Annotated in this window: 19 protein-coding genes and 1 tRNA gene; 10 read left to right on the forward strand and 10 right to left on the reverse strand. The window is 59.4% G+C overall.

The features are described 5' to 3' along the window. Window positions 1-30: 30 nt before the first annotated feature. Genes GMO_RS06550 through GMO_RS06560 form a run of 3 tightly spaced genes read right to left on the reverse strand, consistent with a single transcriptional unit; the run spans window position 31 to window position 3,043 of the window. On the reverse strand, window positions 31-1,437 hold the full coding sequence (locus GMO_RS06550; protein WP_008851538.1) for a glycosyltransferase family 39 protein: 1,407 nt from the start codon (window positions 1,435-1,437) through the stop codon (window positions 31-33). A 1-nt stretch (window position 1,438) separates the two neighbouring features. Then, entirely contained in the window at window positions 1,439-2,545 is a 1,107-nt protein-coding gene (locus tag GMO_RS06555) for a glycosyltransferase (RefSeq protein ID WP_008851539.1), read from the reverse strand. Between the two features lie 15 nt (window positions 2,546-2,560). Then, window positions 2,561-3,043 carry an Lrp/AsnC family transcriptional regulator gene (locus GMO_RS06560; protein ID WP_040508534.1) on the reverse strand — a complete coding sequence of 161 codons (483 nt, stop codon included), beginning with the start codon at window positions 3,041-3,043 and terminating at the stop codon, window positions 2,561-2,563. A gap of 97 nt (window positions 3,044-3,140) precedes the next feature. On the opposite strand from GMO_RS06560, the gene trxB reads away from it, so the two are divergent. After that, the gene (gene trxB, locus GMO_RS06565; protein ID WP_008851541.1) at window positions 3,141-4,115 is read left to right on the forward strand and encodes a thioredoxin-disulfide reductase; all 975 of its coding nucleotides are present in this window, start codon (window positions 3,141-3,143) and stop codon (window positions 4,113-4,115) included. Between the two features lie 118 nt (window positions 4,116-4,233). Then, a complete protein-coding gene (locus tag GMO_RS06570; protein WP_040508537.1) occupies window positions 4,234-5,127 on the forward strand; it encodes a LysR family transcriptional regulator in 894 nt (297 codons plus the stop codon). A 463-nt stretch (window positions 5,128-5,590) separates the two neighbouring features. On the opposite strand, the gene ihfB is transcribed toward GMO_RS06570, so the two are convergent. From ihfB to GMO_RS06590, 3 genes are read right to left on the reverse strand one after another with little or no spacing between them, the layout of a single operon-like run. Beyond that, complete coding sequence (gene ihfB / locus GMO_RS06580) at window positions 5,591-5,896, reverse strand: integration host factor subunit beta (protein WP_008851544.1); 306 nt, start codon at window positions 5,894-5,896, stop codon at window positions 5,591-5,593. A gap of 39 nt (window positions 5,897-5,935) precedes the next feature. Then, window positions 5,936-6,910: a signal peptide peptidase SppA gene (gene sppA / locus GMO_RS06585; protein ID WP_050801421.1), complete on the reverse strand. Its 975-nt coding sequence runs from the start codon at window positions 6,908-6,910 to the stop codon at window positions 5,936-5,938. Between the two features lie 37 nt (window positions 6,911-6,947). Beyond that, complete coding sequence (locus GMO_RS06590) at window positions 6,948-7,418, reverse strand: MucR family transcriptional regulator (protein ID WP_008851546.1); 471 nt, start codon at window positions 7,416-7,418, stop codon at window positions 6,948-6,950. A 199-nt stretch (window positions 7,419-7,617) separates the two neighbouring features. Here GMO_RS06590 and GMO_RS06595 point away from each other — a divergent pair, with 199 nt between their 5' ends. Beyond that, a complete protein-coding gene (locus tag GMO_RS06595; protein WP_008851547.1) occupies window positions 7,618-8,883 on the forward strand; it encodes a UdgX family uracil-DNA binding protein in 1,266 nt (421 codons plus the stop codon). 29 nt (window positions 8,884-8,912) lie between these two features. Next, window positions 8,913-11,165: an FUSC family protein gene (locus GMO_RS06600; RefSeq protein WP_040508410.1), complete on the forward strand. Its 2,253-nt coding sequence runs from the start codon at window positions 8,913-8,915 to the stop codon at window positions 11,163-11,165. Between the two features lie 80 nt (window positions 11,166-11,245). Here GMO_RS06600 and GMO_RS06605 read toward each other — a convergent pair. Then, window positions 11,246-11,335 (reverse strand) — tRNA-Ser (locus tag GMO_RS06605). A 294-nt stretch (window positions 11,336-11,629) separates the two neighbouring features. Between GMO_RS06605 and rplU the strand changes: the two genes are divergently transcribed. From rplU to proB, 4 genes are all read left to right on the forward strand, one after another. After that, a complete protein-coding gene (gene rplU, locus GMO_RS06610; protein ID WP_008851549.1) occupies window positions 11,630-11,944 on the forward strand; it encodes a 50S ribosomal protein L21 in 315 nt (104 codons plus the stop codon). A 30-nt stretch (window positions 11,945-11,974) separates the two neighbouring features. Beyond that, a complete protein-coding gene (gene rpmA, locus GMO_RS06615; protein WP_008851550.1) occupies window positions 11,975-12,241 on the forward strand; it encodes a 50S ribosomal protein L27 in 267 nt (88 codons plus the stop codon). 78 nt (window positions 12,242-12,319) lie between these two features. Further along, window positions 12,320-13,330 (forward strand): GTPase ObgE, encoded by a 1,011-nt coding sequence (gene obgE / locus GMO_RS06620; protein WP_008851551.1) that lies wholly within the window; start codon window positions 12,320-12,322, stop codon window positions 13,328-13,330. Then, a complete protein-coding gene (proB, locus tag GMO_RS06625) occupies window positions 13,327-14,463 on the forward strand; it encodes a glutamate 5-kinase (RefSeq protein ID WP_008851552.1) in 1,137 nt (378 codons plus the stop codon). The genes obgE and proB overlap by 4 nt, the downstream gene beginning before the upstream one ends. 13 nt (window positions 14,464-14,476) lie before the next feature. Here the strand turns inward: proB and GMO_RS06630 are convergent, their stop codons facing one another. Together GMO_RS06630 and GMO_RS06635 are read right to left on the reverse strand one after the other, a co-directional pair. Then, complete coding sequence (locus tag GMO_RS06630) at window positions 14,477-15,073, reverse strand: hypothetical protein (protein WP_040508413.1); 597 nt, start codon at window positions 15,071-15,073, stop codon at window positions 14,477-14,479. 38 nt (window positions 15,074-15,111) lie between these two features. Further along, window positions 15,112-15,378 (reverse strand): DUF2312 domain-containing protein, encoded by a 267-nt coding sequence (locus GMO_RS06635; protein WP_008851554.1) that lies wholly within the window; start codon window positions 15,376-15,378, stop codon window positions 15,112-15,114. A gap of 270 nt (window positions 15,379-15,648) precedes the next feature. Between GMO_RS06635 and zwf the strand changes: the two genes are divergently transcribed. Beyond that, on the forward strand, window positions 15,649-17,118 hold the full coding sequence (gene zwf, locus GMO_RS06640) for a glucose-6-phosphate dehydrogenase (RefSeq protein WP_008851556.1): 1,470 nt from the start codon (window positions 15,649-15,651) through the stop codon (window positions 17,116-17,118). Window positions 17,119-17,124: 6 nt separating this feature from the next. Beyond that, window positions 17,125-17,586 carry a hypothetical protein gene (locus tag GMO_RS06645; protein WP_040508415.1) on the forward strand — a complete coding sequence of 154 codons (462 nt, stop codon included), beginning with the start codon at window positions 17,125-17,127 and terminating at the stop codon, window positions 17,584-17,586. A gap of 17 nt (window positions 17,587-17,603) precedes the next feature. Here the strand turns inward: GMO_RS06645 and GMO_RS06650 are convergent, their stop codons facing one another. After that, a complete protein-coding gene (locus GMO_RS06650; RefSeq protein WP_008851558.1) occupies window positions 17,604-18,593 on the reverse strand; it encodes an alpha/beta hydrolase in 990 nt (329 codons plus the stop codon). Window positions 18,594-18,602 lie beyond the last annotated feature (9 nt).

Consider the following 18,602-nt stretch of genomic DNA (forward strand, 5'->3'; position numbering starts at 1 on the left):
GACTATGGCAGGCAGAAGTTAAGGAGAAATTTAAATCCGTGCCGGAAGCTGTATTCCAGTGACAGTCACCAGCATTTTCAGGCGGTAACAGCGGATGAACCGCCCCCTGCGGCTGCGACAGAGTGCATCGGCACCAGACGGAGCAGACAAAGAGCGGTCTTCCGTAACGGTCAGGGCCTGCGCGACCGTCTGACGTGGAAGATGGAACAGGGCCCAGCGGGGATCGGTCCCGAGCACGGGAAGAAGCGTCTGGTTCAGTGCCAGTTCGGATGCCAGACCATAATCCTCCACGACAAGCGCGGTCGCACCCTCCTGCCTGGCTTTCAGGGCAATCTGGCGGGCGAAATCATTCCATCCCCCGGTCTGACGCAGAACCGGGTCCCGGTGCGGAGAGAGAGGCAGAAGCGAGCAGAGGGCCTGAAGACAGACAAGCCCCGTCAGGAACAGCCCGCTTGCTGCCGCCCATTTGACGCGACGGCCGGTCTGCACCGCAGCGAGCGCAAGAACGGGATACAGAACCGCAGGCCAGTTGGCCTGTACCCGGTCCCCGAACGCATGGAAGACGAAAACAGCCAGAGGCAGAAGGGCAAGCCATGCCAGCAGCCGGTTCCGACGCACGGACACCATGATCCCCAGCCCAAACAGGACGAAAATCAGAGGTGTTGCAAGACCGATCTGACCACCGATCAGTTCCCCAAGGAACTGGAAGGCGCGTGCCGGATGCCAGTCGCCTGCCCGTCCGCCCTGCCGCATGAAACTGGCCCAGTGATGCCCGGCATTCCAGACAAGAACTGGCGTTGTTGCCGCAAGGAAAACCGGAATGGCCAGCCAGGGGCCCGGCTGACGGCGGAAACGGGCTGTCGTCAGAACAGCCCCGCCAAGAGCCGCGACGAGCAGAACGGCCGTGTATTTCGAATCAAACCCCAATCCGAGCAGGACGCCTGTCAGCAGCCACCACGGAAGAGCCCGCAAAGGGGAAATCGCAGGTTCGACGGCGCGGCTCAGCGTGTAAAGGGCACAGGCAACAAAGAAGACCAGAGGTGTATCAGGCGTCATTGTCGCAGCACCAAGCCCCAGCATCAGGGTGCTGTTGAGCAGGAGCGCGGCACGCCAGCCGGACAGTGGCCAGACAATCGACGGCAACAGCCTTCTGGCGGCATGATAGAGGGCCCAGCTTCCTGGCAACACGGACAAAGGCCCCAGAAACCGGACCCCCAGGGGCGTATCGCCACAGAACCAGGTGCCGATGCGGATCCATAGCGCCACCATAAACGGATGATCGAGATATCCGCCCTGCAGATGCCGCGACCAGACCCAGTAATAGGCTTCATCCGGCATGAGCGGCAGAAAAGCTGCCATGAAGAGACGCAGCACCATCAGGACCAGCAGGAGCGCCCAGAACAGGCGCCATTCCTCCCAGAGGGGCGTGCGGTTCACGTCACCGCCAGACAAGCGTGGAGGATACGGCGTAGTTCCAGACAACACCGATCACGGCACCGGCAGCCGAAGAGCGATCCCAGTGACCGTGGCCGGCTCCATGCAGGACCATGCGGGCAATCCCGATATTGGCCAGACCTCCGAGCGAACAGACCACAATAAAAATCGCCAGTCCCCGCCAGAATGACGGCCCTTTCAGGCGGCGGTCATAATAGGTGAAGCGGTTGTTGAGCAGGAAGTTCGCCAGGATGGCGCAGGCCGTTCCCGCAAGCTGCGACCAGGAGAAACCCAGCCCTGCGGCACGGGCCAGATTCATGATCACGACATTCACCACGACGCCACTCAGTCCGACCAGCGCGAAGGAGAGAAACCGCGTTGGCAGCCAGCCATGGGTCAGTTTGTCGAGTACCATGGTACCGAACTGAAGCAGCACAACCACATCGAGCTTGCTTTCCCCGGCGGCACGGGGCCGAAAGACAAACGGGACTTCCGTAATGCGGATCTGCCGGGGTGCCGACATGACGATATCCAGCAGGATCTTGAAGCCCGTGCCAGACAACTGGGGCACGATCTGTTCGAACAGATCACGGCGCATCGCGAAAAACCCGCTCATGGGGTCTGTCAGGCAATGGTGCATGACAGTCTGTGCGGCACGTATGCCTGCCTCTGAAAGGAAATGTCGTCCCCGCCCGGCGAGGCCGCCGCTATCCCCTCCTTCGACATGCCGGCTTGCCACCACGATATCCGAACCGGCCTTCAGGTCAGCCAGCATGGTCAGCAGGACGGATTCGTCATGCTGCATATCCCCGTCCATCACAGCGACATAAGGCGCACTGGACGACAGGAAACCCTCGATCACTGCGGACGACAGCCCCCGCCGTCCGATCCTGCGGAGAACACGCACGCGCGGGTCCTGACGCGCAATGGCAGCAACACGGTCGGCCGTACCGTCAGGGGAGTTGTCATCTACGAAAATGACTTCCCAGGCCTGCCCTGCGAGAACCGCATCGAGTGCCGCCACCATGGGCGCAACATTGGGGGCCTCATTGTAGCACGGCACAATGACGCTGAGGTCGGCCGGGAGATTTTCCTGAACGGAAACGGGCATGGAATGTCTCTGCCGTCAGATCGGCACGCCTGCGAGATCACGACTCGTATGGATGGTCTGAAGAGTCTGGACGCGGACGACATGGGCGCTATCCGTCAGACGGCGGGTAAGAATATTCTGGTGAGCGGCATCACGGGCGACAAGACGGACGAGAAAGTCCCCCCCACCCCGGATCATGTGACATTCCCGGGTTTCCGGCCAGGCTCCGACCTGCGCTTCGAATGCTTCCAGAACGCTGCCTTTCTGGCTGTCGAGTCCGATCAGGGCATAAAAATTGAGAGACCATCCGAGAAGCGCCGCATCGACTTCCGCGTGGTATCCCCTGATGATCCCCAGTTCCTCCAGCCGGCGAACCCGTCGCAGGCACGGAGGCGCCGAGATCCCGGCCCGACGTGCCAGTTCGACGTTGGTCATGCGGCCATCGACCTGCAGCTCGGCAATGATCTGCCGGTCGATGGCATCCAGTTCAATCGGGGGCGAGATCGTAGAAGCGTTCATTTCACCAAAGGGTATATGGCAGCGGTTCGCATCCGCAAAGATGGCAGATGCATCCAAAGTCTCTATATGGAACGGCAAACACCCATAAGGATCGATCATGCCAGCAATCCATCGTACGGACCTTCTGGTCGTCGGCGCCGGCCCTGCGGGCTATACTGCCGCGATTTATGCCGCCCGCGCCAGCCTCAAGCCGATTCTCGTGACCGGCCTTCAGCCCGGCGGCCAGCTTACCATCACAACGGATGTTGAAAATTATCCCGGTTTTGCCGCCCCGATCCAGGGACCGTGGCTTATGGAACAGATGCGTGAACAGGCCGAACACGTCGGTACGCAGCTGGTCTATGACCTGATCGTTCGCGCCGACCTCAGGAACGGCCCCGCACCGGATGGATATTTCCGCCTGTACGGCGATTCCGGTGACGAATTCCATGCCCGGACCATCGTCATCGCCACGGGGGCCCAGGCCAAGTGGCTGGGGCTCGAGTCCGAAAAACGCCTGCAGCGCGGCGGTGTCTCGGCCTGCGCGACCTGTGACGGCTTTTTTTACCGCGGGAAGACGGTTGCGGTGGTCGGTGGTGGAAATACGGCCGTCGAGGAAGCCCTGTACCTCACCCACCACGCCGACAAGGTTCACCTCATCCATCGGCGTGACAGCCTCCGGGCCGAACGTATCCTTCAGGAGCGCCTGTTCGCGAATCCCAAGATTGAAATCCACTGGAACCGAGCCGTAGAGGCGGTCCTCGGTCACGGTGAACCCGAGGTGGTTTCGGGTCTTTTTCTGAAGAATACCAGAAACGGAGAGACGGAAACCCTGCCGGTGGACGGCGTCTTCATCGCGATCGGCCATTCTCCGAACACCGGACCTTTCCGGAGCGAAGTAGCCTGCGACAGCGACGGATACGTCGTGACGGAAAAGGGCGGCACAACAACATCTGTCAGGGGCGTTTTCGCAGCCGGCGACATTCAGGATCGCATTTTCCGCCAGGCGGTTACCGCTGCGGGCAGTGGCTGCATGGCCGCACTCGAAGCCGAACGATATCTTTCTGGCATACCTGCCATGACAAAAACTTGACCCTCGCAACAGCTTGAGACAGTTTCGTCCGCTCAACGACACCTCTTGACGGATAGCGCCAGGGCTCATGGGTAAAAAGGACGAGGAACGCCGTTCCGGCGAACGTGGAGAACACCAGATGGACTGGGACAAGCTGAGGATTTTCCATGCTGTCGCCGAAGCTGGTTCCTTTACCCATGCAGGCGACCGGCTCGGACTCAGTCAATCGGCCGTCTCACGCCAGATTTCCGCTCTGGAAGACGTCCTGCGTGTTCCGCTGTTTCACCGGCATGCCCGTGGACTGATCCTGACGGAGCAGGGCGACGTCCTGAACCGGACCGTGCGGGAAGTCTTCTCCAAGCTTGCACTGACCCAGGCTTTTCTGAGTGAGAGCAAGGAACGCACCGCCGGCAAGATCAAGATCACGACAACAACCGGCTTTGGGCTGTCATGGCTCTCGCCGCGTCTTCACCGTTTTCTCGAGCACCATCCCGACATTGAGGTCACGCTCCTGTTAGAAGACGCGGATCTGGATCTCGGGATGCGGGAAGCAGATGTGGCGATCAGGCTGCATCCACCAACCCAGCCTGATCTGGTGCAGCGTCATCTCGCCAATTTCCCGATGCCCATCTACGCCAGCCCTGATTATCTGGAGCGGCACGGCACGCCAGGCACCCTTCAGGAACTGGCAGATCATCAGATCATCACTTTCGCCGGCTGGCATCTGCCTCTGCCCAATATCAACTGGCTTCTGGACCTCCTGCGGCACGAAGGACTGGCGCAGCGTGGGTCGCGGCTGGCCATCAACAATATCGCCGCCATTGCAAATGCGATTGCCGCCGGAACAGGCATAGGGTCCCTGCCCCTTTATGCCGCAGCAGAGCATCCCCATCTAGTCCGGGTCCTGCCCGAACAGACCCTTCCGCAGGTGGAAGCTTATTTCGTCTATCCGGAAGAACTGAGAACCTCAAAGCGGATTGCCGTATTCCGTGATTTCCTGCTCGCGGAAATCAGCAATCTTAAAGGACACTGACAAGCCCGTATCCGACAAGACTGCCTCCGTTCAGCCTCGCCGGATACGGGAATACGGACAGGCCTGCGCCGAGGGACGGGAGCGGAAAACGGCTTCGCCAATCGGAGCGAAGCCGTTTTTATGGCTGGCCATATAATGGTTGCCATTCTGCTTCAGGAAAATCAGACCCGCAGTCGAACGGTAACACAGCTCTTCATGCGCCGGGAGCTGTGCAGTCCTGGTTGCCTGTCTGGAGTTGTGATGAAGCCGGGAAGACGGGAACGAATGTGCCTGGGCACCTACCGTAACGGTCCCCGCGCAAAGGCAGGACAACAGCAGGGGAACAAGGGTCCGGGAAAAAACCGCGCATGACATCCCGCGATGATACCTCAAAACCATATGGCTGAAGCCCCTTCACCAGCCTTGGGCTGATGTTCTCCCGCAGGCTGATGCAAGAACATCACAGCCCGGCCCAGCGGGATCATCAGGTGGACGTTTTCCGCGTCTGCATGTGGTGATTGATGCGCTCGCGCAGTTCCTTGCCTACCTTGAAGAACGGCACGCTTTTTTCCTCAACGGCAACCATATCGCCCGTACGGGGATTCCGGCCGTTCCGTGCATCCCGCTTGCGCGGGATAAACGCACCGAAACCACGAAGTTCGACTCTGTCTCCACGCGCAAGAGCCGCACCGATTTCTTCAAAAATTGTGCCGACGATCCGTTCGATGTCACGGATAAGGAGATGAGGATACTCCTCGGCGAGTTGAGCAATAAGTTCCGATCGGGTCATGACAGCACTTCCAGCTGACTGCGGCCTTGCGTGAAGACCTCAGAGTTGCAGAACCGCAACGGCACCGTCAAGGCTGGCCGTTTCAAACTTTTCCAGCAACGTGTTTCCGAACATCCATGCCAGCGCAGCACGACGATGAGGGAAACTGAACCAGTTAATGTGGCGCGATGCAGGAAGTAGCGGAAGAACCGGGCAGGAGGCGTCGCTGACGTGAAGTCTCTGACGCAGCCAGTGCCTTGCAGCCTCTTCGTCACCAAGCTCATCGACAAGACCGAGAGCCAGTGCCTGATGGCCCGTATAAGCTCTTCCATCCGCAAGAGTGCGGACCTTTTCCTCGGTCATATGGCGTCCTGTCGCCACCATGGTCACGAACTGGTCGAACAAATCATTGACCAGTCCCTGCAGCATGGCGCGTCCGTCAGGCGTCAGATGACTGGTCGGGTCAGTCTGATCCTTCATTGCGCCGGATGTGACCGCATCGACCTCCACACCGATCCGCCCCAGAAGAGACGTCACGTCAGGCCGTTGCAGAATCACACCGATGGAACCGGTCAGGGTGGATGGAAGAGCCACGATATGCTGGGCAGGCACGGACAGCATATAAGCTGCCGAGGCGCCCATATCTTCCATCGTCACAGCAACGGGTTTGGCGGAAGCGAAGCGGGCGATGGCGTCATGAAGCCTTTCCCCCCCCGTTACGCCTCCACCGGGACTATCCACAACAACAAGTAATCCCCTGACGTTCGGGGACTTTGCAGCCTGTCCAAGAGCCTCGGTCAGATCGGAAACATTGTTTCCGATAATGCCGTGAATAACCAGTCTGGCGATATGAGGCCGGGCAACCTCATCGGAAAGAGCCGGCGTCTTCCTCATCCATGTCATCGCAAAAAGAGCCACAAGAAACAGCGTCACGGCGGCGACCCGCCAGGCTACCAGCCGTCGCTGCCGCGTCCGCTGTATAAGCAGCCATCCCTCCGGAGGAGAACTGGCGGGACTTCCATTTGTGGATGACAACGACTACTTCCTCCCGGCGCCTCTTTTCAAGGAATAATCAGGCTTCGGTCTTTTTGGAGCGGCGTGTCCGGGCGGACTCTTTTTTACCGTCTCCGCTACTTGCACTGATCTTGCGCCCGAGACCGATTTCCCTTGCCAGTGCTGAACGGCGCTCTGCATAATTCGGCGCAACAAGAGGGTAATCGGCGGGCAGTCCCCAGCGCTCCCGATACTGTTCGGGCGTCATGTCGTAAGCGCTCTGCAGATGACGCTTCAGCATCTTGAGCTTTTTGCCGTCTTCCAGACAGATGATGTAGTCCGGGAAAACCGAGCGTTTGATGGGTACTGCGGGCTGGGGGCGTTCGGGAACTGGCTCCTCCTTGGGAGCATCAGCCGTCGCGAGAGCATCATAAACCTGGCGGATCAGAACAGGTAATGCTTCGGCCTCAAGGGAACCACGGGAGGCCTGAGCCGCTACAATCTGCGCAGTCAGTTCCAGTAGACCAGTATTGGAGGCGTTTTCAGACATGCCGCCCTACCCTTTCTATTCATATGTTTTTTTTCAATTCCCTGCCATCCAGAGATGATCAGGTAAACGGGAAGTCGAAATATTTAGCCATACCGTGATGGTTGATGTTCACTATCACGAATCATAAATATTTCGCAAACACAAAAAAGACTTCAACTCACCACGTTCTGCCACGCTTCACAGGGTTTCAGAGGATATCATGACCAAGCATACCGTCAGTCTGGCTTCGAGCAGCGACTTCGCCGGATGGCGCGCCTGGTCCCGGGAACTCCTGAACCAGCAGGTCCCGTCCAATGCGATTGAATGGAAAATCGAACCGCCAGCCGACCTGTACGCACCCCAGGCCTCACGCACCCTACCCGAGGCTCCGTCCACCGTCAGAGTCCCTCGCGCCATGGGAAAACTCTTCCCGGCAATATTTGCCTCGGACACCACGGAACGGTTCTCGTTACTCTACCAGTATCTTGAACACCTTCAGAAACAGACGCCCGTTCCGGATCATCTTCTCGCACAACTACAGACTCTTGCCCGTAACGCTGAAGACATCATTCTCTCTTTCAGAGCCCTGATGCCTGACGGCCATCTTCCCGGTTGGCAACCGATCACCTCGGATCATGCAGCCTCGATCATTGATTCACAGGCCAGTCTGCTTCCGAATCTACGCCTGGGTCCGTGGGCCGTTTCCGCGCCGGAACGGACCCTGTCGTGGGACGGCCAAGAACTGCGGTTCGGGCCACCACTTGAAACCACACCATCCTCACCCGAGGACTGCATTGCCGCCATTCGCGCCGCCACGACCGCCGGGCCAGGCAATTCCTACTGGCAGGCCCCTCTGCCAGCCCGCCTGCACCCTGAGCCGGAAGACGTCCGTCAGGCAAATGCCCTTTCGGAGCTGAGAGCTCTCGCACTGGACTGTACATTCTGCGATCTCTGCAAACCGGCGACACGCACGGTTTCGGGTGAAGGTACTCCGGGAAGCAAACTGCTTTTCGTCGGGGAACAACCAGGAGACCAGGAAGATCTTCAGGGGCGGCCATTCGTCGGCCCTGCAGGACAGCTGTTCGACCGCGCCTTTCAGGAAGCCGGAGGCGACCGCGACAGGACGTGGATCACGAATGCGGTCAAACATTTCAAATTCGTCCCACGCAACCATCGAAGAATTCATCAGAAACCCGACACAGCTGAAATCCAGAGCTGTGCTCCATGGCTTTCAGCAGAGCGCAGAATTCTTCGGCCGCGTGTAACGGTAATGCTGGGCGTAACGGGTGCCAGCGCCGTATTGGGCCGCCCCGTCACCATCTCCAGGGAGCGCTCACGTTTTATTGAACTCGAAGACGGCAGCACCGGTATCGTGACGGTTCATCCCTCTTATTTACTGCGTCTTCCTGACCCCGAGGCAAAAGCGCGTGAATATACAAAATTTGTAACGGATTTAAGAATGGCCATTTCCGCTCTCGCCGAGTAAGGGGGTTTGGGGGTATTACACCTCCCGTAATGAGTGGCAGCACTACGTCTCCGGGACGACCGACTCCGAGCAGTTCAGCATCACCAGGCGCCTGGGCTGCTCCTCTCCGACCACGGTCGCGACCATTTCTCTCCTGGCTTTACGCCCCGAGCGTATCTTCCGTCACATTCGCGCTCCGCAACACGATCGCCGCCTGCATGGCAGTCGGGATTGCGTTCTGGATGGAACTGGACAGCCCGGCCTGGGCCGCCATGACGGTCTGGGCCGTCGCACAGACCACCCGCGGCGAAAGCCAGTCCAAGGCAAAATGGCGTATCGTCGGAACAGTCACCGGCGCTACTGCCGCAATCAGCATCATGGCAGCCGCTCCGCAGGCGCCATGGATGTTCTTCCCGATGCTGGCCACCTGGATTGCCCTGTGCAGCGGCTTTGCAACATTCGTCAGTAACTTCCGTTCCTATGCCCTTGTTCTTGCAGGATATACCTGTTCGATCATCTGCATGGGAGCGGCGTCCAACCCTGACAATGTCTTCATGGTGGCAATGTCCCGTGGGACATACATTATCCTTGGTGTGCTGTGCGAAGCCTTCATGGGGCTGATCTTCGCCACCAGCCAAGAACGACATGCCCGTGCGCAGATGCGCCAGAAACTGGAATCGGCGCTTATTCTCGTCACAGGGACCCTGTGCAGTATTCTGGGCGAAGATCGCGGCGCCCTGAACACAGCGCGCAGACAGTTCGGCACCATACTCACGATCAACGACCAGATCGAATTTGCAGAAGTCGAAATGGGTCCGCATGGTCATGAAGGGGATCACGCGCGCGCGGCTCTGGCCGCGGTTTCAGCGCTGCTCTCCCGCGGGTTTGGCATGGCCATGCGGCTTCAGCTTCTCAACCATGAACATCCGCTGTTCACACGCACGGCCGACGAAATTCTGGCGTTCCTGAAACAGTTTCCCCAGCGTCTGCCCGATCCTGCCGAAATCCCTGCCCTGCTCGCCGACCTTCAGCACTTCCGTGACACCTGCCGCCTTTATGCGGCTCCTCATCGCGAAACAGACGTCCAGCCTGACAACGAACCGATTGTCGGAAGCGATCCATTTGATACCGTAACGGGAAACCCGGAGACGGAAGACGCGCATCAGGACGAACGTATCCTGTTTGTTTCCCTGGGCGAACTCCTGGGAGACCTTGAGCAGGCCATCAAGGAATATGAGGCCAGCACCCACACCATTCGCGGAGATCACTTCCATTTCCAGATGGAAACACATCGCGACACCCGCGAGGCAGTTCACAACGGCCTGCGTGGTGCCTGCGCCGTTCTTCTGACAGCTTATATCTATGAAGTCACAGCCTGGCCGAATGGTCTGGGCTTCATCGCCATTACCACGCTTGTCTGCGGCCTGTTCGCAACCAAGGAAAATCCGGTTCTTGGCACAACCGAATTTCTCAAGGGTGCCATAGCCGCCTATTTTGTTGCGTGGATTCTGGTCTTTGTCCTGATGCCGAAGGTTACGACCTTCGAATCCCTGGCTCTCTTCATGGGGCCTGCCATGTTCCTGGGGGGGCTGGCCAAAGGCAATCCGGCAACGGCAGGTGGTTCTGCGGCCTATGGCCTCCTTCTTCCCGCCATGCTGGGATTGCAAAACCATCATGTCATGAACGAAATGGCATTTTATAACGGCAATATGGCTACGGTTTCCGCGGTAGCCGTAGCCGTTCTGGTCTTCCGGAGCGTCCTGCCTTTCAACAGCGATTCAGAACGCTATCGTCTGCGCCGTATCATGCTGAAAGAACTTCAGCATCTCGCCAATCCGAATTTTCATCCGCAGACCAGCGTCTGGATTGGCCGTAACACCGATCGCTTCGCCCGCCTCATCCGTCACGCAGGCCCTACACCTGCCCCGCTGATCGAAGCCTGCATCATTGGCACGCTGGCCGCCCTCACCCTTGGACTGAACGTGATCCGGCTCCGGACATTGCTGGATCGCGAATATCTGCCTGACAGCGCACGCCGCCCCATCCAGCTTGTCCTGCATTATATCGAGCAATCCACGCGCCGCCATGATAAGGCCGCGCGCATCGCGAGTGCCGCTGTCCGGCGACTTCGCGCCCTGGATGAGCAGGAAACCGATCTTGTGACACGCCTGGAGCTGACGCGCGCCATCACTTATCTCGTGGTGGTTGCACACATCATGAGCACGAATTCAGATTTCCTGGACGCCAGCAAGCCATTCCGGGGAGAAGGAAACAAACTGCCCGCCCCCGAAATCCAGCCCTGATCCAACCCGTCTCACCGTAAGGGAAAATCCAGGCAAGGCGCTGTCTGAAGAAGGCATGCCGTCGCGATATATGAAGGGAATGGCGGAGAGGGTGGGATTCGAACCCACGGTACCCGCGAAGGCACAACGGTTTTCGAGACCGCCCCAATCGACCACTCTGGCACCTCTCCGGATACGGTCCATGATCATGGACCTGATCGATGGAGGGCTTATGACGATCTTTTCGTGACAATGCAAGAGGGTAACCAGCATCTTCGGGCATGAAGTGACGGGACATTCGCATCGCAATCTGCCGTTTTTGATTGACGGGAAGCGCTCTCCCCTGTATCGACCTCCGCTGTTCCGGATCCCTGACCGATCAGGCCGGAACCAATGACAAAAAGCGACTGGGTCGCATCAGGCCGGATCAGTCCGGTCAGATTAAAGAAGCGACCACGGGTTCGGAACGAGAGAGAGTCTCCAGAATGTTTGCAGTCATCCGCACAGGCGGAAAGCAGTATCGTGTTGCTCCGCAGAGCATCCTGAAGGTTGAGAAGCTTGAGGCGGAAGCCGGCAGCACCGTAACCTTTTCCGACGTCCTGATGGTCGGCGGCGAAGGCTCCCTGACCGTTGGCGCTCCGCTGGTTGCCGGTGCAACCGTGACCGCGACCGTCGTGGCGCAGGACCGGCTGCCGAAGGTTATCATCTTCAAGAAGCGTCGTCGCCAGAACAGCCGCCGCAAGAACGGTCACCGCCAGCCGGTGACCGTGCTGCGCATCGACGCCATCAACGCGGCCTGATCAGCCGCACTTTAGGAAGGATACACAGCCATGGCACAAAAAAAGGCAGGCGGTTCCAGTCGTAACGGACGCGATAGCGCCGGTCGCCGTCTGGGCGTCAAGAAGTTCGGTGGCGAAAGCGTCATTGCAGGCAACATCATCGTCCGTCAGCGCGGCACGAAGATGAAGGCCGGTGCGAATGTCGGTATCGGCCGCGATCACACGCTGTTCGCCCTGGTGGACGGACATGTGAAGTTCCAGCGTCGCGCCGAAGGCCGCGTCCACGTTTCCGTGGCACTGCCGGAAGCCGCCGAATAATCACCGCGCCCTAAGCGCGAGCTGAAGGGCCGGTCCTGTTCTAGGGCCGGCCTTTTTTCTTATGTTGCGGATAATACGATGAAGTTTCTCGATCAGGCCAAGATCTATGTACGCTCGGGCGACGGTGGCGACGGCGTGGTTGCATTCCGGCGTGAGAAATACATCGAATTCGGCGGCCCGGATGGTGGTGACGGCGGCAGGGGCGGTGACATTATTTTCCGCGCGGTTCCCAGTCTCAACACCCTGATCGATTTCCGTTACACGCAGCATTTCCGCGCGCGCAAAGGTGGCAATGGCGCGGGGTCAAACCGGACCGGCGCCGCAGCCCGCAATGTCGTGATTGACGTCCCGATCGGGACCCAGATCCTTGATGAAGATCGCGAAACCCTTCTGGCCGATCTGTATGAAGCCGGAAAGGAAGTTCTCCTCTGCCGTGGCGGAGATGGCGGCCTGGGCAATGCGCACTTCAAGACCAGCACGAACCGCGCACCTCGCCGTGCGGACAAGGGCTGGCCTGGTGAAGAGCGCTGGATCTGGCTGCGGCTAAAGCTGATCGCGGATGTAGGACTGGTCGGACTGCCCAATGCCGGCAAATCCACCCTTCTGTCCGTCGCTTCCCGCGCACGCCCCAAAATCGCGGATTACCCTTTCACTACCCTTCATCCCCAGCTTGGCGTCGTCCGCCTCAACACGACGGAAGAGTTTGTCATCGCAGATATTCCCGGGCTGATTGAAGGCGCGAGTGAAGGCGCTGGGCTGGGAGACCGTTTTCTGGGTCATGTGGAACGCTGCGCGACACTGCTGCACCTGATTGACGGCACGGAAAGCCAGATTGTCCGGAACTGGCGCCTGATCCGCAAGGAACTGGAAGCCTATGATCCGGTTCTGGCCGCCAAGCCGGAAGTCATCGTGCTGAACAAGTGTGACGCACTGACGGCAGAACAGAAATCAGCCAAGAAACGGGCCCTGGCCAAAGCCTCAGGGGCAGAGGTCCTGACACTGTCCGGCGTGAGTCAGGAAGGACTTCCCGAACTGCTGCGTCTCCTTCAGGACCGGGTCACCGCGGCCAAAAGAGATCATCTGTCATGACGCTGCCGGCCGCCGCCCCTTCCCTGGCGCAGGCGCGCCGGATCGTCATCAAGATCGGAAGCGCCCTGCTCGTTGACAGCCAGAATGCTGAACTCCGCGCTTCATGGCTTCGCAGTGTCTGTTCGGATATCGCCGCCCTTCATGCACGCGGCGCGGAAGTGATCGTGGTTTCGTCCGGAGCCATTTCTCTTGCGCGCCACCAGCTTGGCCTGATGTCAAAGCGGCTGCGTCTGGACGAGAAACAGGCACTCGCCAGCATCGGGCAGATCGGGTTGATACAGGGCTGGAGTTCTGCACTGGCGGAACACAACCTCGTCGCCGCGCAACTGCTCCTCACCCCGGATGACACGGAAAACCGTGAGCGTCATCTCAATGCACGCGCCACACTACAGACGCTTCTGGACCTTGGCGCCATTCCTGTCATCAACGAGAATGATGCGATTGCCACCGCGGAAATCCGCTTTGGTGACAATGACCGCCTCGGCGCGCGTGTCGCGCAGATGGTGGGGGCTGATTGCCTCGTTCTGCTTTCGGATATTGATGGTCTCTATACAGCAGATCCGCGCAGGGACCCGGCTGCCAGACATATCCCTGTCGTCGAGCAAATGACGGACGACATCATGGCCATGGGCGGGGCACCGCCATCGGGTTACTCATCCGGCGGAATGCGCACAAAGCTGCTGGCCGCTCAAATCGCGAACCGGGCCGGGGTTCATATGGTCATTGCGGCCGGACAGGCCCCTCACCCCATCCAGAGACTGCTGGAAGGAGGCCTGTGCACGTGGTTTCTGGCCCAGACGGATGTTGGATCAGCCAGAAAGCGGTGGCTTGGAAGCAGCCTTCACCCGCATGGACGCATCGTGATTGATGCCGGTGCGTACCAGGCCCTGCGACAGGGAGCCTCCCTTCTGCCGGCAGGCGTCTGTGGCATCGAGGGCGATTTCCGTCGTGGAGATCTGGTCCTGATCTGTGCGGAAGACGGAACCGTCCTGGGCCGCGGCCTGAGTGATTATGACGCCGAAGAAAGCACAAAGCTGATCGGCCATCACTCAGATGAGATGGAAGAGCTGCTGGGATATCGCGGTCGTGATGTTCTGATCCATCGAGACGATCTGGTCCTCGATCACCCCTGAACTGTCCCGATCCTCAGCCGCGGGGAGGCCATCGCAACTGGGGTTCCGAGCGCCTTGGTCGCATCAGGGTATCGTCATCCCGATATGGCGTCTTCACACGGTGAGGCGCAGCATCGCGTCGATCAGCAGCAGGCTCGACCTGTCGGCCTTCCCACGGAGCCTGCGACCATCTGCGCTCGCCGGCCGGCATGGCGTCCCTGCGCGCTGCACGCGGCAGTGCCTCTGCATCCTTCGCCATGGGGCCATCCTCATAGGAGGGCATGTCGGGACGAATCACATGAACAGGGTCCAGATACGCTTCCGGGGAAATTTCCGGAGCCGGACGTTCTGCCTTCCCGTGCCTGCCGTCAGAGGAAGAGCGGTCAACCCCCTGCTCTTCCGGCGGCGCGGCTGACGTGACCAGTCGCTCGGACGGAGGTGTGGCCAGCCGCAGGCTGATGGACTGGATTTCAGCCCGCAGTTCGGCAAGCTGGTATTCCATTTCCAGCATCCTGGGTTTCAGACCGAAAACCGCAAACGGCATGCACAGAAACACAAGCCCCAGCAGTCCGGCTGCCACGAACAGGGTAGCCTGCGCCCATACCGGTAACCACGAGATGTCCAACATCATATCCAGATCCGGTCTTCTGACTGAAACTGCTGGTAGGATTACATGCCCAGAGCGCGGCGATAGATGTCAAGCAGTGTTTCCTGCTCTTCGACCTCAGCGGGTTCCTGTTTGCGCAGACGGATGATCTGCTTGATCACCTTGACGTCAAAGCCGGCGGATTTCGCTTCGGAAAAAATATCCTTGATGTCGCCGGCCAGAGCCTTGCGTTCTTCTTCCAGACGCTCGACCCGTTCGATAATGGAGCGCAGACGGTCTGCGGCGATGCCGCCCGTTGCGGCGCCTTCGTTTCTGCTTTCTGCATCCATGTCCGATTTCCTTTTCCAGGGTGTGTCCGGGGATCTGCGGGGACGCAGCTCCGACCGCGCGGCTTATCCCGCAGAGGGTGGTATGGTCAATGGCAGGAGGCGCACATTTCATGAACATATTCTTTTCCGTGATCGTCTCTCCCGATGTCGTGCGAGGCCTGCAGCTTGACAGAAAGACCCCTGACGCGGAACTAGACCTTGCCTGAGCGAGGCCTGAACCTTAACCCCCCTTCCCGGCATCACGGGTTCGAGAGGTCAGAGAGTCAATCCATGGAACATTTCCAGCAGGTCGAGCCATTCGACTACGTCATCTTCGGCGCCACGGGCGATCTTACGATGCGCAAGCTGTTGCCTGCGCTCTACAATCGCATGCGTGTTGGCCAGATTCCCGACGAAGCCCGCATTATCGGAACGGCTCGGACGGAACTGAATCGCGAGCAGTACCTCGAGCGCGCACGCGACGCCCTGCAACGCTTCCTCCCCGCGGACATTTACAATCCCGGCCTCACAGATCGTTTCCTCGGACAACTCGACTACGTGACGCTGGACGCCACGCAGTCAGGCACCGACTGGAATGATCTTTCCTCCCTACTTGCAGAGGCGCCTCCGGAGCGTATCCGTGTCTATTACTTCGCGACCGCCCCCCAGCTCTATGCCAGCATCTGCGAAAACCTGCATTCGCATGATCTCATCACTCCCCAGTCGCGCGTCGTGCTCGAAAAGCCGATCGGCACGGATATGGCGACGGCAACCGTCATCAATGACGGCGTGGGGCACTATTTCCCCGAGAGCCAGATTTACCGGATCGACCATTACCTCGGTAAGGAAACGGTCCAGAACATCATTGCCCTGCGCTTCGCCAACCCCCTGCTGAATGCGGCCTGGACAAAGGATTTCATCGAAAGCGTACAGATCACCGCTGCCGAGACAGTCGGCGTCGAGGGACGCGCCTCCTATTACGACACGTCCGGCGCCCTGCGGGACATGATCCAGAACCACCTGCTACAGGTTCTGTGCCTGGTCGCGATGGAAGCACCCGATACGCTGGAAGCCTCCAAGGTCCGCAATGCCAAGCTGGCCGTTCTCAACGCGCTCCGGCCCATTCCCGAAGACAGGGTGGCGCAGGAAACAGTGCGCGGTCAGTATACCGCCGGCGTCGTCAACGGTGAGAACGTGCCCGGTTATCTGGAAGAGCTGGGACAACCGAGCAACACGGAGACTTACGCAGCCGTCCGCGTCTGGGTAGACACCCCACGCTGGAAGGACGTGCCTTTCTATATCCGAACGGCCAAGCGATCGGCGAAAAAGGTCAGCGAAGTCGTCATCAATTTCCGCCCGGCCGCAACCGCCATGTTCGGCAGCACCCCCGCCAGCAACCGCATCGTTGTGCGTGTCCAGCCGAATGAAGGCGTGGAACTGCACCTGAACGTCAAGAATCCGGCACTGGACGTCTTCAGCCTGCATACGGCTGACCTGGACGCTTCCATCCGTATGGAAGGCGGGCAGCCTTTCCCGGATTCCTACGAACGGCTCCTGATTGACGCTGTCCGCGGCAACCCGGTTCTCTTCATCCGTCGCGATGAAGTTGAGGCCGCATGGCGCTGGGCCGAACCGGTGCTTGACGCCTGGGCACAAAACAAGGCACCGATGCAGACTTACAGCGCCGGTTCATATGGCCCTCAGCAGGCCAATACCCTGCTCGCCGATCAGGGTGACAAGTGGCACGAAGATATGGAGTGATCCTTTTTGACTGACAACGCGAACGCACCGCCTCGTCTCGGGCGACGAGGCACACCGCGTCCGCCACGCAGCCTCAAGCAGCACCTCAAACGCCGGCTCCTGATGATCGTGCCGGCGTTTCTGCTGATGTTCGTTGCGGTCCGGACAGGACTTCTGGACGTTTCCTACGACAAGCTCACGTTCAACAAACTGAGCTGGTTCGACAATACGGCCCTTGTCGAACATCTCCGGCTGACGGTCACGCAGGATGGCCTGACCGACATGCCACGGCATTGCCTAGTCTTCGTGGTCAATGGCAATGCCGCGGACAACATGCCGGATATTGACGTCTTGGGACGACATGGAAACGGCTGTCCGGGCAAGACGCCATCAGCGGACAAACTGTTCACCCTGAAGGTCAATCGCAGTGAACGCACCGTGCAGACAGATGCCGGCACCCCCGGTTCCTTTCACACCATACGTTCCTGAACAGAAAGGCGTTCCGTTCAGGACGCCTTTCCGGCCGCCCGAAAAATCCCCCTGAGAAACATGCCGCCTTCCCGCAGGGCCGTCCGGCCATCTTTAATGAACGCATAACCGTTCAGGAAACCGTGGATCATCCGGGGGAACAGGCACATACGAACGGAAACCCCGGCTGAGCGTAACAGCCGGGCATAAAGTTCCCCTTCTCCACGCAGGGGATCGAAACCGGCCCCGACAATCATGGCAGGCGCCACATCCCTCAGCTCCGACGCGAAAACAGGCGCAAAGGCAGGATCGAAAAGCTGCTCGACACTGGACAGCGTCTGACCGCAATACCAGTGCAGAAGCTCCGTCGTCAGCATGTAGCCTGAGCCATAATGCTGGCGGCTCAGTGGTGCGACGGGACCGCTGAGCGCCGGATAATAAAGAAGCTGCGCGCTCAGGGCGCGGAAGGGCTGCGTTCTCGCCCATTGCGCGAGCGCAGCAGCGAGATTGCCACCGGCACTGTCTCCCGCCACGGCGACAGGCAGCTCCGGAGCTGCTTTCATTAACCACGCAAGAGCAGCTTTCGCGTCATTCAGCCCCGCCGGAAAACGGTGCTCAGGAGCCAGACGATAATCCAGTGACAGCACCATCGCCCCTGAAGAGGCTGCCAGCCGACAGCAGATCCCATGATGAGAGACGAGATCGCAATGCACGAACCCTCCGCCATGCAGAAACAGGATAACACCGCTGACTTTTCCTCGCGGCCGATAAAGCCGCGCCGGACGTGGCCCTTCGGCTCCCGGCAGCATGACAGTCTTCCACCGCCGAATGCGAAGTGAGGAAAGACATTGAGGGAAGCTCGGCTTTCCTGTGATTTTCCTAATTTTTTCCAGCATCCGGGGAGACGGAACGGGCGCCGGAATGGGCGGAAGCTCGTCCAGGGCGATCATGCGCGGACGGATATCCCGGCGACGCGCCTGCATCTCCAGCCAGAACAGGAACAGACGAAGCGGTAGAGTCGGATGCATGACACCAGT

This window comes from Gluconobacter morbifer G707 (assembly GCF_000234355.1).
GTDB lineage: Bacteria > Pseudomonadota > Alphaproteobacteria > Acetobacterales > Acetobacteraceae > Gluconobacter > Gluconobacter morbifer.

Excerpts from the sequence above, each read along its gene's own strand:
- GMO_RS06560 (WP_040508534.1), bottom strand. The coding sequence starts at position 3,043 with ATGAACGCTTCTACGATCTCGCCCCCGATTGAACTGGATGCCATCGAC.
- GMO_RS06590 (WP_008851546.1), bottom strand. The coding sequence starts at position 7,418 with ATGTCTGAAAACGCCTCCAATACTGGTCTACTGGAACTGACTGCGCAG.
- GMO_RS06600 (WP_040508410.1), top strand. The coding sequence starts at position 8,913 with ATGAGTGGCAGCACTACGTCTCCGGGACGACCGACTCCGAGCAGTTCA.
- zwf (WP_008851556.1), top strand. The coding sequence starts at position 15,649 with ATGGAACATTTCCAGCAGGTCGAGCCATTCGACTACGTCATCTTCGGC.
- GMO_RS06555 (WP_008851539.1), bottom strand. The coding sequence starts at position 2,545 with ATGCCCGTTTCCGTTCAGGAAAATCTCCCGGCCGACCTCAGCGTCATT.
- GMO_RS06635 (WP_008851554.1), bottom strand. The coding sequence starts at position 15,378 with ATGGATGCAGAAAGCAGAAACGAAGGCGCCGCAACGGGCGGCATCGCC.
- GMO_RS06595 (WP_008851547.1), top strand. The coding sequence starts at position 7,618 with ATGACCAAGCATACCGTCAGTCTGGCTTCGAGCAGCGACTTCGCCGGA.
- obgE (WP_008851551.1), top strand. The coding sequence starts at position 12,320 with ATGAAGTTTCTCGATCAGGCCAAGATCTATGTACGCTCGGGCGACGGT.
- ihfB (WP_008851544.1), bottom strand. The coding sequence starts at position 5,896 with ATGACCCGATCGGAACTTATTGCTCAACTCGCCGAGGAGTATCCTCAT.
- rplU (WP_008851549.1), top strand. The coding sequence starts at position 11,630 with ATGTTTGCAGTCATCCGCACAGGCGGAAAGCAGTATCGTGTTGCTCCG.
- proB (WP_008851552.1), top strand. The coding sequence starts at position 13,327 with ATGACGCTGCCGGCCGCCGCCCCTTCCCTGGCGCAGGCGCGCCGGATC.
- rpmA (WP_008851550.1), top strand. The coding sequence starts at position 11,975 with ATGGCACAAAAAAAGGCAGGCGGTTCCAGTCGTAACGGACGCGATAGC.
- GMO_RS06570 (WP_040508537.1), top strand. The coding sequence starts at position 4,234 with ATGGACTGGGACAAGCTGAGGATTTTCCATGCTGTCGCCGAAGCTGGT.
- GMO_RS06630 (WP_040508413.1), bottom strand. The coding sequence starts at position 15,073 with ATGATGTTGGACATCTCGTGGTTACCGGTATGGGCGCAGGCTACCCTG.
- trxB (WP_008851541.1), top strand. The coding sequence starts at position 3,141 with ATGCCAGCAATCCATCGTACGGACCTTCTGGTCGTCGGCGCCGGCCCT.
- GMO_RS06650 (WP_008851558.1), bottom strand. The coding sequence starts at position 18,593 with ATGCATCCGACTCTACCGCTTCGTCTGTTCCTGTTCTGGCTGGAGATG.